Origin of the sequence: Mucilaginibacter sp. NFR10 (assembly GCF_900100445.1) — a bacterium.
Taxonomy (GTDB): domain Bacteria; phylum Bacteroidota; class Bacteroidia; order Sphingobacteriales; family Sphingobacteriaceae; genus Mucilaginibacter; species Mucilaginibacter rubeus.
The window spans coordinates 1,843,919-1,857,658 of sequence record NZ_FMTV01000001.1; the positions used below are offsets into that span (position 1 = coordinate 1,843,919).

General features: G+C 45.9%; 9 protein-coding genes. 2 read left to right on the forward strand and 7 right to left on the reverse strand.

Features of this window, described 5'->3' with window-relative positions:
- Nucleotides 1-4: 4 nt before the first annotated feature.
- The 7 genes from BLP33_RS07595 to BLP33_RS07625 all read right to left on the reverse strand — a co-directional run bounded on the left by BLP33_RS07595 (nucleotide 5) and on the right by BLP33_RS07625 (nucleotide 11,003).
- The gene (locus BLP33_RS07595; protein WP_090526100.1) at nucleotides 5-3,163 is read right to left on the reverse strand and encodes a SusC/RagA family TonB-linked outer membrane protein; all 3,159 of its coding nucleotides are present in this window, start codon (nucleotides 3,161-3,163) and stop codon (nucleotides 5-7) included.
- A 185-nt stretch (nucleotides 3,164-3,348) separates the two neighbouring features.
- Nucleotides 3,349-4,665: a gluconate:H+ symporter gene (locus tag BLP33_RS07600; protein ID WP_090526101.1), complete on the reverse strand. Its 1,317-nt coding sequence runs from the start codon at nucleotides 4,663-4,665 to the stop codon at nucleotides 3,349-3,351.
- 15 nt (nucleotides 4,666-4,680) lie between these two features.
- Nucleotides 4,681-6,396, reverse strand: coding sequence for an IlvD/Edd family dehydratase (locus BLP33_RS07605; protein WP_090526102.1), 1,716 nt, complete (start codon nucleotides 6,394-6,396; stop codon nucleotides 4,681-4,683).
- A gap of 50 nt (nucleotides 6,397-6,446) precedes the next feature.
- Complete coding sequence (locus BLP33_RS07610; RefSeq protein ID WP_090526103.1) at nucleotides 6,447-7,283, reverse strand: fumarylacetoacetate hydrolase family protein; 837 nt, start codon at nucleotides 7,281-7,283, stop codon at nucleotides 6,447-6,449.
- Nucleotides 7,284-7,607: 324 nt separating this feature from the next.
- Entirely contained in the window at nucleotides 7,608-8,729 is a 1,122-nt protein-coding gene (locus tag BLP33_RS07615) for a bile acid:sodium symporter family protein (protein WP_090526258.1), read from the reverse strand.
- A 12-nt stretch (nucleotides 8,730-8,741) separates the two neighbouring features.
- Nucleotides 8,742-10,025 carry a mandelate racemase/muconate lactonizing enzyme family protein gene (locus tag BLP33_RS07620; RefSeq protein WP_090526104.1) on the reverse strand — a complete coding sequence of 428 codons (1,284 nt, stop codon included), beginning with the start codon at nucleotides 10,023-10,025 and terminating at the stop codon, nucleotides 8,742-8,744.
- A gap of 24 nt (nucleotides 10,026-10,049) precedes the next feature.
- The gene (locus BLP33_RS07625) at nucleotides 10,050-11,003 is read right to left on the reverse strand and encodes an RraA family protein (protein ID WP_090526105.1); all 954 of its coding nucleotides are present in this window, start codon (nucleotides 11,001-11,003) and stop codon (nucleotides 10,050-10,052) included.
- 247 nt (nucleotides 11,004-11,250) lie between these two features.
- Here BLP33_RS07625 and BLP33_RS07630 point away from each other — a divergent pair, with 247 nt between their 5' ends.
- Both BLP33_RS07630 and BLP33_RS07635 read left to right on the forward strand, forming a co-directional pair.
- The gene (locus tag BLP33_RS07630; RefSeq protein WP_090526106.1) at nucleotides 11,251-12,117 is read left to right on the forward strand and encodes an AraC family transcriptional regulator; all 867 of its coding nucleotides are present in this window, start codon (nucleotides 11,251-11,253) and stop codon (nucleotides 12,115-12,117) included.
- A 24-nt stretch (nucleotides 12,118-12,141) separates the two neighbouring features.
- A complete protein-coding gene (locus BLP33_RS07635; protein WP_090526107.1) occupies nucleotides 12,142-13,668 on the forward strand; it encodes a gluconokinase in 1,527 nt (508 codons plus the stop codon).
- Nucleotides 13,669-13,740 lie beyond the last annotated feature (72 nt).

Consider the following 13,740-nt stretch of genomic DNA (forward strand, 5'->3'; position numbering starts at 1 on the left):
TCTTTTAAAATTTGACGTTTAGGTTAAACCCATAAGTCCGCGTGGTAGGCAGCGAACTTTGCTCGTAACCGGTTAAAATATCACCGCTTGATGAGATAGCCTCCGGATCGATATTAGGTGTGTATTTTTTAATGATAAGCACGTTGTGGCATACCGCTGAAAGCACAAGCCCTTTAATAAATTTGGTTTTCATCATTTTCGAAAAATCATAGCTAACTGAAAGATTTCTCAACTTAATGAAGTCCGATTTATAAACGAAAGGATCAAGGATACCCTGTGAGCGATAGTTGGCATAAAAGTCCTCGGCATTTACTGCTGTTGTGTTAGGTGTGCCATCGGCATTCACCGCGTCAAACTTTACGCCTCCTTCCCTACCCACCAGCGACTCTTTTGACAAACCTTCTCTCAGGAAATTCAGGTTAGAACTTGACAATATTTTACCACCTTTTTTATAATCGATATGCGCCATCAGGGTAAACCTTTTGTAAGTAAATGTATTTACCCAACCACCTGTAGCTTTAGGCAATGCGCTGCCAAAAAGTGCAGGAGATGTACTTGCCACTGGTTTACCGCCTGATACGATGATCTTGCCATTGGCATCTTTGCGATAAGTTGAGCCCTGGATCTGGTTTAATGGCAGACCTACCTGGTCAACAATAGAGCCGAAAAATTCGCCCGCGCCTAATGTCAGTTGTTTTTGACCATTTGCCAGCGCCAAAACTTTAGAGGTATTTATGGCCGTATTAAATGCCGAACGCCAGCTAAAGTTTGGTTTTCTGACGGGCACTAACTCCAGCAAAAACTCCATACCACGGTTTTGCAGCTCGCCAAGGTTTACAATGGTGCCAGTATAGCCCGACGCGTTAGAAATAGCAACACTTAAAATTTGGTTAGTAGTATGCTTGTCATACGCGGCTATATCCAGGTTTACCCGGCTATTGAACATACGCAGTTCAAGACCGATTTCCTTTTCTTTTACACTGTACGGCTTAATCGCCTGATTTGGCGTAGTTACATTGCTGATACTTCCCAGCGGAACACCATTAAACGCGTTTTGTGAAAGCGTGAACGTGAGCGAATTGCTGTAAGGATTAATACCGTTAGCACTGCCCACGTTAGCGTAGGTCGCTCTGATTTTTCCGAAAGTTAGCCATGAGGGCGGATTCTTTAAAAACTCAGAAAAAACAAAGCTGCCACTTACCGACGGATAAAAATAATGGTTATGTTCAGGGCTTAGCACCGAGAACCAGTCGTTACGGCCGGTTACATTTAAAAACAAATAAGATTTATAGCCAAACTCGGCGGTGCCATAAAGCGAGTTTACTGTTGATTTGGAAACCGCGAAGGCAGAGGTATTGGTTACGCCATTTCCAAGGGTATAAAAATCCCTCACGTAGAAATTTGTAGCGGTAACAGTATATCCTTGTGATGAGGATGGGAATGTATTTCCTCCTACCGTGGCATCAAAAGAAAAAGGGCCCCATTTGTGGCCGCCGCCTAATAAGAAGTCGGCGTTAAGCGCACGATAGGTATTATCATTGGAGTTATAGCTACCGTTATAAAGGCCAACGGGTGCAGCCGCGTTTGCTAAAGTACCTGTTGGCGAATTTTGTTCGTAGTAAGATGGACTATATTCCATATTTACACGGCCCTGTAAATAAAGCCAGTCAAAAAACTGGTATCGCAGGGTAGCGGTACCTAAAAGATGATCTTTAGTTTGCCTGGTAAATTGCTTGTTCATGATCCAGTACGGGTTGGTAAGCGTAGTGAAACGTGATGTGGGCGTTTCATTGCCGTTTGCATCAACCGCGGCCGCTTTTAACACATCCAAACTAACCGAGTTACTGTAACGGTAGATATAATTGGTAACCGAAGATCCCTGGATGCCAATAACCGGAGGGTTTTTGTTGTTCTCATGGTCATAGTTCACATAGATCTGCGCAGACAATTTGGGGGTGAAATTATAGTTGAGCCCCAGATTGAAGATCTTTTTATGATAGTCATTGTTAGGTATGATGCCTTGCGCATCCTGGTTTGAATAAGAAAACCTAAAGCTGCCTTTTTCATTACCGCCTGAAAACGCGATGGTATTGGTCCAGGCGTTGGCGAGCCTGAAAAACTTGCTGATCCGGTTTCTTTCGGGCGCGTAAGGGCGTTGAACGCCATCAAACTGGTAGGTAGGCGCATTATCAAATTTTTCCCCAAAGCTCCATGCGCCCGAACTTTGCGCCTGCCCCTGTGTTTTTGGCCTCACATTATTCTCACCTTGCCCGTACTCATATTGAAAGTCGGTAAAATCCAGTGCCTTGTTTTGAGTAAAGTTGGAAGTAAACTCAATACCTATCCCGCCGTTTTTATTACCGCTTTTGGTAGTAATGATCAACGCGCCGTTACTTGCCCTTGAACCGTAAAGCGCAGCGGCTGTAGCCCCTTTCAATACGGTCATCGATTCGATATCATCCGGGTTGATCTGCTGCATATTATCACCAAGATCGACCGACTGGGTGTAACCGTTGGTACTTGAGGGACTTTGCGATAAAGGCAGGCCGTTTAATACGATTAACGGCGCATTATCACCCTGGAACGCTGATTGCCCCCGCAGCCTGATCTTGGTACTGCCGCCAGGACCGCTTGCCGGTGGAGAGATGTCTAAACCGGCAACTTTTCCTTCAAGTGAATTAACAAAGTTTGTTGAACGGTTAGTTGTTATTTCGGCTACACGCACATTTTCTGCCGCATAGCCTAATTTTTTGGACTCGCGCTTGATGCCTAAAGCCGTTACAATGATCTCGCTGATGGCGGTTGACTTGGGCTCAAGCGAAACATTCAGCGTAGTGCGCCCATTAAGGGGCTCGGTTTTTGGATTGTAGCCCACGTAGCTGAATAGTAAAACAGCGTTATCGGCAGATACCTGGAGTTTGTAATTACCGTTCGCGTCGGTTAAAACACCATTTTTTGTTCCTTTTTCGCTTACGCTAACGCCGATAAGCGGGCCGCCTTTTTCGTCGGTCACTTTACCGGTAACTATTTGTACCCCCACTTCGGGGTTGGTTCGGGCTGCGACGGCGCTTTCCGCCTGCACATGCCCTGCAATCATAAGTGTAAAAAGAACACTTATTGCAATAGACAGCATCATTCCTGATACTTTGATTTCTTTTTCCATAATTTTAGGGTTAATTCAAATTGGCAAATCTTACTTTAACTTCTTTCTCAAAATTGGTAGTTGCGAAAGAGCTTCTCGGGGCGGTAACTTTAAAAGCCGCTTTTCATTTTAGTATCGCTTTTTCTTCATGTTATGCAGGGTTTTGGTTTAAAATTGGTTTATATACATGTACCGGTATAATCTATTTATAGTAAACAGTCCAACGATAAGACGCCGACAAGCCCTATTACAGCTACCATGCTTTCCATCACCGTCCATGAGCGGAGTGTTTCCTTTACTGATAACCCGAAATATTCTTTGCATAGCCAAAAAGCTGTATCGTTTACGTGCGAGCCAAACAAGCTGCCCGCTCCGATAGCCAGCACCAGTAAATTGGTATTTACGCCCGCATGTTGAGCTATCGGGAACAACACGCCCGCGGCGGTTACGCCAGCCACCGTAGCCGAGCCGAGGCAAATTCGTAGACAAGCCGTCGCCAGCCACGCCAACAACAAGGGATGCATGGTGCTGCTGACCAGCATACCGGCAAGGGTATTGCTTAAGTGGCTATCTACAAATACTTGCTTCAGTGCACCCGCGCTGCCAATGATGAGCAATACCATGGCTATATCTTTTACTGCACACACATACCCATCCATTATTTTTGCCAATGACCTGCCTTTACGCAAACCAAGCGTATACGTACTTATAATTACGGTGACCAGTATGGCTATAATTGGTTCGGCGAACCATTCAGATAAACTCTTTATCAAAGATTTATCCCTAAAAAGCACAGGCAGCAAATGGGCCAGGCAAATCAATACTACAGGTAAAAGAGATGATAGTATGCTGTTAACAATACCCGGTAGTTCATGAACAGGCAAGGCGGCCGAACTACGGGTAAATTGCAAACCGTTAGGCCCTATTTTTTTGAGGGTACCTGAGAATATCGGCCCCGCAATTATGATAGCAGGAATAGCAATGATCAGCCCATAGCCAAATGTTTTTACTACATCGGCATGAAAAACGCTGATGAGTGTCATTGGCGAAGGATGAGGTGGTAAAAAGCCGTGCATTACAGATAGCGCCGTGAGCATAGGCATTCCCACATACAACAGCGGTAAACGGTAGCTGGAGGCAACCGAAAAAATGATAGGGACCAGCAGTATGAACCCAACGTTGTAATACAATGGGATCCCTACAATAAAGCCTGTAAGGGCCATGGCATAGCTTACATATCTGGCTCCAAATAAACCGTGCATGAAATGTGCTATCCGCTGCGCGGCACCGCTTTCGGCAACCAATTTACCCAACATGGCACCTAATACAATAATGATTGCTACTGACCCTAATGTATCGCCCAGCCCTTTATTTATCGATGCGATAACCGTTGTAAACGGCATGCCGAAAAAGCTGCTCGCCAGCAGTGCTACAATAATAAAGGCAAGAAAAGCATTCACTTTTGCCCAGGTGATCAGCACTATAAGCAGTAAAATACAAATGATAAGTACAAGCATTGTCATTATAATCAGCTTAGTTTAATGCGAATCGCGGGTTACAACAGATCCTGAATTTCCAACCAGGAAATCCAGATCGGCTCCTTTATCGGCTTGCTGCACATGGCGCTGATACATAGATACGTACCCCCTATCGGTATGATAAGCAGGTTTTTGCCATAACAACCGCCGTCTTTGCAATTCAACTTCATCTACAAGCAACTCTATTTTTTTGGCCGGTACATCGAGGCATATCAGGTCCCCGTTTTCAACCAGCGCCAGGTTACCGCCGATGGCGGACTCCGGTGAAACATGGAGCACAACCGTACCGTATGCGGTGCCGCTCATCCGTCCGTCGGAGATCCTTACCATATCCGTAATACCTTTATCCAGCAGTTTTTTGGGCAGCACCATATTGCCAACTTCGGGCATGCCGGGATAACCTACCGGCCCAACATTTTTAAGCACCATCACGCAGGTTTCGTCAATATCAAGCTGCGGGTCATCAACCCTGGTGTGATAGTCTTCGATAGTTTCAAAAACCACCGCCCTGCCGGTATGCTGCATTAGTGCTGGCGTTGCCGCCGACGGCTTGATAACCGCGCCGTTAATGGCCAGGTTTCCTTTTAAAACGGCTATGCCCGCTTCAGCAATGATTGGATCATCATAAGCGGCGATAACGTCCTTATTGTAGCATATAGCATCGTCTTTTATATTTTCCGCATGCGATTTACCTGTTACCGTTATCGCGTCCATATCCAGCTCATTGCTAAGCTCTTTCAATATCACCGGCAGGCCGCCTGCATAGTAAAAATCTTCCATCAGGTATTTTCCGGAAGGCATGAGGTTGAGTAACAAAGGTATTTTGCTGCCCAGCCTGTCAAAATCGTCGAGGCATAAGTCAACCCCGATACGCCCGGCAATTGCCGTAAGATGTATAATGAAATTGGTTGACCCTCCTATTGCCGCGTTTACTTTAATAGCGTTTTCGAAAGCGGTACGTGTAAGAACTTTTGATATCGTTAAACCTTCCTTTACCATTTCAACGATACGCCTGCCGGATAGCTGCGCCAGTACTTTTTTCCTGGAGTCGACCGCCGGGGTAGCCGCGGCCTGCGAAAGGCACATGCCAAGCGACTCAACCATACAGGCCATAGTAGACGCGGTGCCCATTGTCATACAATGGCCCGCACTTCTCGACATGCAGCTTTCAGCAGCAAGGTATTCATCGCTGGTTATTTTACCGGTTTTGAGGTCGTCGGTCAGCTTCCATACCGCTGTGCCCGATCCGATATCAGCGCCGCGATATTTACCGTTGAGCATTGGCCCGCCCGGCACTACGATAGTAGGTAAGCCTACGCTGGCCGCTCCCATCATGGTAGATGGTGTAGTTTTGTCGCAGCCGGTCAGCAATACCACGCCATCTATCGGGTTGCCGCGAATTGATTCTTCCGCGTCCATACTGGCCAGGTTCCTGAACAGCATAGCGGTTGGTTTTAGCAAAGTTTCGCCTAAGGACATGATCGGGAACTCTACCGGGAAACCGCCGGCCTCATAAACCCCGCGCTTAACCGCTTCGGCAAGGTCCCGTAAATGTGCATTGCAAGGGGTTAGTTCCGACCATGTATTACAGATCCCGATGACCGGTCTTCCGTCGAAAAGGTCGGTAGGCATACCCTGGTTTTTCATCCAGCTCCTGTATAAGAACCCCATTTTACCTGTTTTTCCAAACCAATCGGCACTTCTGAACTGTGACATTTTATTTTCTTTTATAATTTTATTTAATTGATATCGTTGCCCTGATGCAATTATTTGCCCACCAGGTTTGTAAGTGTTCCTATATTGCTTATTGTAATACTTATTACATCGCCGTAGTTAAGTGTGAAAGAATCCGGGGGCACTATACCGGTACCGGTCATCAGGTATGCACCCGCTGGAAATGACATCTCCATAAACAGGTAACCGGCGAGCTCCCGGTGCGTACGCTTCATCCTGCTGATCAATATGGTGTCGGCAAATACCTGAACATTATCTCTCACTATTTCAATTTGAATTTCGGTGTCAGGCGGGATAGCTGTCCCCGGCACATAAAGACACGGGCCAACCGCGGCGGCTCCGTCGTATGATTTAGCCTGAGGAAGATATAAGGGATTTTCTCCTTCGATATCTCTTGACGACATGTCATTGCCAATCATATAACCCTCAATAGTCCCCGCGCTGCAAATGAACAATACCAACTCGGGCTCCGGAACGTTCCATTCCGAATCTTTCCGGATGCGAACCGTTCCACCGGGGCCGACCGCGCGGGATGCCGACGATTTAAAAAAGATCTCGGGACGTTCGGCATTGTAAACCCTTGCATAGAAATCACCTCCACCTGCATCTTTAGATTCTTCCATCCGGGCATCTTTACTGCGCAGATAAGTGACGCCCGACGCCCAGATCTCCTGACTGGCAATGGGAGTACATAATTGTTCCAGATCATGGGCCAGCAACGGGTCGGCTGAAATGTTTTGGAGATCTTTTAAAACTTCGCTGTGCAGCGTTTCACGGTTTATAAAACTGTCCCAGTTCCAATCCGGCGAACTGTATAACAGACCGGCGTATTTTACAATAACTTTATCGTTGGTTTTAAATATATGCATAGCTATTTATTGCTGTCCGGCGTTTATGCGGCAGTTATTTCGTTATCAAAAAAATGTAACAAATCGGTTACTTGGTTATGTACAAAGAATGCTAAAGCAAATCGCTTAAGCTTCCAAAAAAACACAGCGTTGATTTTTGCACAAAAAACTTAGCGGAAACCGCTGGCATCTTAGGGGCTGTTTAAAAACGATGATTTCCAAATGTAGAGGCGCATCACATGCGTCTTCCGCATGCTCGCCTATTGAGCACGGCTTGTCCTACGGGAGACGCATGTGATGCGCCTCTACAAAAAACATTCATTTCATTCGTTTTTAAACAGCTTCTTAGTTCTCAGCAGGATTGTGCAAAGTAGCCTTGTGCGCCGGACCGGGCTTTCTTTTGTGCCAGTAAGACGCCAGCAAAGAACCCGTAATATTCATGAAAGTTGAAAAGATGACCGGGGCAAGGCCCAGCGTAGCGATTTTGCCCATCGCTTTGGCAAGTCCAGCAGCCATCCCCCCATTTTGCATCCCTACTTCTATAGCGATGGTGCGGCAGTCACGTTCTTCCATTCCAAATGCCTTAGCCGACCAAAAGCCAAGTAAATAGCCGCCAATATTATGCAGCAATACCAAAAATGCCAGTAGCAGGCCAACTTTAAGCAGGCTTTCTCTCCCGGCAGCTGTTATAATAATAATGATGCAGATAATGCCTCCCATGGATATTATGGGCATTATCCTTTTTAGCCATGTGCTGCGTTTTTTGGCTATTGAAGAAAACAGCACACCCAAAGCAATAGGTATCATGACCATTTTAAAAATATCCACCACCATTAACCAGGGGTCTATTTTAATAAGCGGACCAGCAAGTAAATTCATTGAAAATGGTGTCAATACCGGCGATAGCATGGTGGAAATGCTGGTTATAGTAACCGAGAGCGCCAGGTTTGCCCTCGCCAGATAGGATACCACATTGGATGCCATGCCGTTAGGGCAACAACCGATCAGTATAATGCCGGCCGCTATCTCGGCAGGCATTCCGGCTAATTTTACGCTCAGTGTCGCGATGCTGAAGCCAAGTAAGGGCATTATAATAAAATGGCTCACCACCCCTATGATGATTCCTCCGGGCGACTTTAACACGCCGAGAAAATCCTGGTAATGCATGGAAGTGCCCATACCAAACATGATGAGCTGTATTAGCGGGATAATAAGTGTGGCATATTTAAAATTGCCATAACTGATAAAAAAACCAGGATAATAAAGCGCCATGGCCGCCGCGCCAAAAATCAATACCGTATAAGCAAAGCTTTTGGTTTTTGGCGAAGCACAGAGGCTTACTGCAAGCAGTACAAAAAAGGCAAGTACATAAGGCCCTGTGTATCCAAGGCCTTTAGGTATCACAATAAGTACAGCGGCAAACGCAGCGATGGTTAACGTGATAGTGACTTTGAAAAAAGTATTCATACCCGGCATTGATCAAGCAAAGAAAGGGACTCCGGGCATCGCGTATTTCTTCAACCCTTCCTCGTTGATCTCAACACCCACTCCGGGCTTGTCAGATAGCACCAGGAAACCTTTCTCAATAAAGGGTTTATCGTATTGTACTATTTCCTTCCATTTTGGCTCGGTATCGCTCAACGTTTGCCATTCCAGGATATGGAAATTGGGTACCGAGGCACAAACATGCGCGGTTGCCATAGCCCCCAGGAAAGATCCTACCATGTGCGGCGAAAACGGCACATAATATAAGTTGGCAAGGTTGGCTATCCGCTGCCCCTCGCCCAGCCCGCCGCATTTTTGAAGATCGGGCATTACAATATCAATTCCGGCTTCCGAAAGCAGCCTCGTATAACCGTAAGCCAGGTAAAAATTTTCCCCGGCACAAATAGGTGTGCTGGTTTCCTGGGTTATAGTTTTGTACACATCAATATTATCTGCAGGTACCGGTTCTTCCAACCACATTAAGTTAAGGGGTTCCATCATTTTTGCAACCCTGCGGCCGGTTGTAGCATCGTAACGGCCGTGCATATCCACACATATATCAATGTTTGGCCCAACCTCTTTCCTCACTGCTGCTATGGCATTATACATCCTGTCGAGTTCGGCGTTACTGGCTGTCCAGTTATAGCGGTCAAATTTATTGGGGTCACGGGCATCGTCAATATCAAATTTCACGGCAGTGTATCCGCGGTTAACCGCCCCGCGGGCAGCCTTTGCATAATCATCAGGCACAGGGTTTGTGGCTGTGTATAATTCCGTATCACAATAAACACGGCATTTATCGCGATATTTGCCGCCTAATAACTGGTAAACCGGTAAACCCAAAGCTTTACCTGTAAGGTCCCAAAGGGCCGCCTCAACCGCGGTGAGCACGGCCACAAACATCCCGGATTGCGCACCGGAAAAAAAGTTCGCTTTCCTGATCTCCTCCGCTATCCTGTTTGGATTTAAGGGGCTTCGGCCTTTCAGCATCCATTCCAGCCGTTTAACCAGGTAATAAGTTCCCGCTATGGCGTCAACTCCTTCGCCCGAGCCCCAGATGCCCTGGTTGGTATATATTTTTACAAAAAGCCCGCCACCCGCGTAGGCGCACTTAACTTCTGTAATTTTAAGGTCGGATGGGGATGATGCCTGCGGGGTGCGCTCTTTGGCATCTATTAGCCCCTGCCCAAATGTTTTATTTAATGGTGCTGCTAATACAGCGGCACCGGCTAATACAGTTTTCGAAAGAAAGCTGCGCCTGTTTTGATAGTTTGACATATTTTATATTTAGGATAGATTTATTTACCAGGTCCGGTTTTTCAGGATATTTTGGATCTGCTCCTTAGGTACCGGTAATTCGTTAATATGCTCGTTAAGCCATGCTGAAAAATCTTTTTCTATATCCGGGCTCCACCGGGCGTCTATTTGCCCGGCTGTGTATTTACCTTCTTTTAACCTCAGGTGGCCAAACATATCCCTTAACCTCACCACTTCGGAGGTGGTCACTACTTTTTCGGCCAGGTGCGGCGGGATAAATATGACTACGCCATTCTCGCCCAAAACCACGTCTCCGGGCATTACGGTAGCCTGCTTGATCCTGGTAGGCTGATTGATCCCAACAATCATGGTGTTCAGGTCGCCGGGCGGGTTATGGTACGATGGATCATAACTTTCTACAAAGGATGTAAAGCCGCCCATCTCTTTTAATCCCCGCAAATCCCTCACCGCACCATTATAAACTATGCCGTTGCCGGTTTTCGCGTAGATAGCGTTACCGACGTTATCGCCGATGGTAGGCCCGTTTTTATGGGCCCCAAACTGATCGGCCACGTACACATCGCCTTTTATCAGCAGGTCTACCGGCCAGGTGTTTTGCCCTTTTTTTCCCTGGGTTTTGCCCCTGTCGTCAATAGCTTTCCATACATCGGGGCGTGCAGGCATGAAAACAGCAGTTACTGCGCGGCCAACCAAAACGCTGTCGGGATTTATCACCAGCCAGTTTTCGGTTAGCTGATAGCCATAGCCTGCATTTTTAAGAACGGCCCAGGCTTCTTCAATACTCACCTGCTTCATCCGGGCCAGGATTGCATCCGGCACCCGGGGGCGACCATCGGCAAAGCGCTCACCTTTCCATTCGGGAGTAAGAAATATCAGCTCATCCCTGGAAATTTGCTGCGCGAAGGCGTTATGAAAAAACAAACAGCATTGCAGCAATGCAATACCCGCAACACGGTAAAGAAGACGGCATTTTCTCATCGTAATAAATTTAAAACGCGCACTATTAAGGGGAATAGCGGCTTTGGTATTGGTTGTAACTGGTTATAATACTTACAAAGTATCATAATATTTAACCCGGAAAATACCATTAAAAAACAGCGTTGGTTTTTATACAAATTTTAGTTTTGTAATGTGTAAACTTGCTTTCAATGGGCGCCCCCTGTTGGATGCCCGATAACCGTTGCAGTACAGAGGCGGCAGCAACGTATACCAATTATTATACTGAATGAATCAATTGATACTTCAGCAGGGCATATCTAAAGAACTTATGCATTTTCCGCATATTCTGGAGTTTACCCACAAAAAGAACAATACTATCCAACTCAACTCCTTTAACAGTAACGTTACGGACTGCATTTGCCTGTATTATATTTTAGAGGGAAAATTCAGCTGGATGATTGACTTACAACAACATACCTTATACCCGGGCGATTTTGCCTTAGTATTGCCCGGGCAACGCATTGGCGGCGAAACGGGAATATTAAATATCGGCGCTCTGTTTGGGTTAAAGATCTCTGCCGAAGATTGTGGAAAGATTTTGCTGGGTAAATGGAGCGGGCTTACTAAAAAGGAAAAACTATCCATCAACCAGATTTTGCTTGTAAATAAGCAACAGCTTGTTTTGAAACTGAAAGAAGCGCAGGTTTTAATGCATAATTTACAACTTGAATTACAAAATGAGGAAGTAGGCTTTTACACACGTGTAAACCAGCTGCTCGACGAGCTTTTTGTGTTGGTGAGCCGGCAATTGATCAGGCAAAACAATTCCAGAAGAGATTTCCCTCAAACATTCCTGAAGCTGGAGCAAACATTACGGCAAAACCTTGCACATCAATGGACGGTGGAAGAAATGGCGGCGCTGACAGGCATGGGGACTACCGCCTTCACGGAAAAAGTAAAAAACTATTCAGGCTTTTCACCTCTAAATTATTTAATCAACATCAGGATAACTGAAGCTACCAAACTGCTTAAAAAAAACGAGGTAAATGTTACCGACATAGCGCTGAGCACAGGATTTTATTCGTCTCAGCATTTTTCCACAACCTTTAAAAAACTTACCGGGTACACCCCAAGCGAGTTCAGAAAAAAATAAAACACCAGATCATCAATATACATCATGAATTGTATCATCATCATAGAAATGGGCACAGACGCTGTAAGGGTCTTCGCCTTTGATCTTTCCGGTAACTTAATCAGTTCGTCAAAGGGGCATTATCCCACCTTTCATGAACAACCCGACCATAGCGAACAGGATCCTGAGCAGATGTTTATTACCATGCTCTACATTTTGAAAAATCTGCTTAATGAAAAGATCTACCCTAAAAAATATACCGTAACCTGTATCTGCTTTGGCTCATCTATGCATAGTTTACTGGCAGTGGATAAGGATGGCATACCGTTAGGCAACGCCATTACCTGGGCTGATAACCGGGGCAAAAAAGAGGCCGCAGAGCTTAAACAAAGCAGCCTGGGCGAGGAGATCTACAAGGCTACCGGCACTCCCATCCACCCGATGTCGTCGTTAATTAAAATTGCCTGGATGAAAAACCACGAACCCGAAAAATTCAAACAGGCACAAAAGTTTATGCCTATAAAGAGCTATATCATTCAACAACTAACAGGAGACTGTGTGATAGATTACAGTATAGCATCTGCAACAGGCCTGATGAATATTCATAAATTAACCTGGGATGAGGCTGCGTTGGAGTTTGCCGGCATAACACCACAGGAGCTTCCGGATCTGCACCCGGTTTTCTATTCGGGGGTAACGCTGAAAAAAGAATATCAAAGGGTTTTAAAACTGTCGCCAACGGTTAAAATCCTGATTGGATCAAGTGATGGTTGCCTGGCTACACTGGGCGCGGGCGTTTGGGAAAATAGTATGGCCACTATTACCATTGAAGATAGCGGCGCGTTCCGGATCATTGGCGATAAAATAATAGAAGACCCCAAACAGCAGATTTTCAACTACCTGCTTACCGATAAGCATATCATCACCGGAGGGCCTACAAGTAACGGTGGCGTGATATTCAATTGGTTTGCGAAACAATTTGGTGATTTTCGGGAGGCTTTTGATATCGATCAATCAATGGAAATGCTGATAGAGGAAGCTGCGGGTGTCGAAGTCGGCTCGGGCGGTTTGATCTTCCTTCCCTTTTTGCACGGCGAACGGGCACCTATCTGGAACCCCAATTCAAGGGGGTGTTATTTTGGCGTTAACATCAGGCACGAGCGCAAACACTTTATACGGGCCACCATTGAGGGTATCTTATATGAGATGTACAGTATTGGCCGTACGCTGGAAAAACACCGTCATATCGAAAGCCTGTCTATCAACGGCAGTTTCGCGTCTATACCCTTTTGCACTCAAATTATAGCCGACCTGTTTAATAAACCCGTAAGCACACTTAACCATGCGGACAGCATAGGCAAAGGTGCGTTCCTGCTAAGCGCGACCGAGATGGGTATTTATCCTTCTTTAGAAGAAGCCTCCAAAACGGTAACCATGCATCAAACCTATTTGCCCAACGCGGAAAACCACAAGGTGTATGCCCAATATTTTAAAGTATTCGAAAGCCTGATAACAAAAGTCGCTGATGAATTTGACGCTATTTCTGATTTGCAACAACGGTATAGTCAATAAATTAACAAGGTGGCCGGGGCCGGGCTGGGATTGACACAGTTTATTTTACAGCCCCGGTTTTAGCTCAACTTT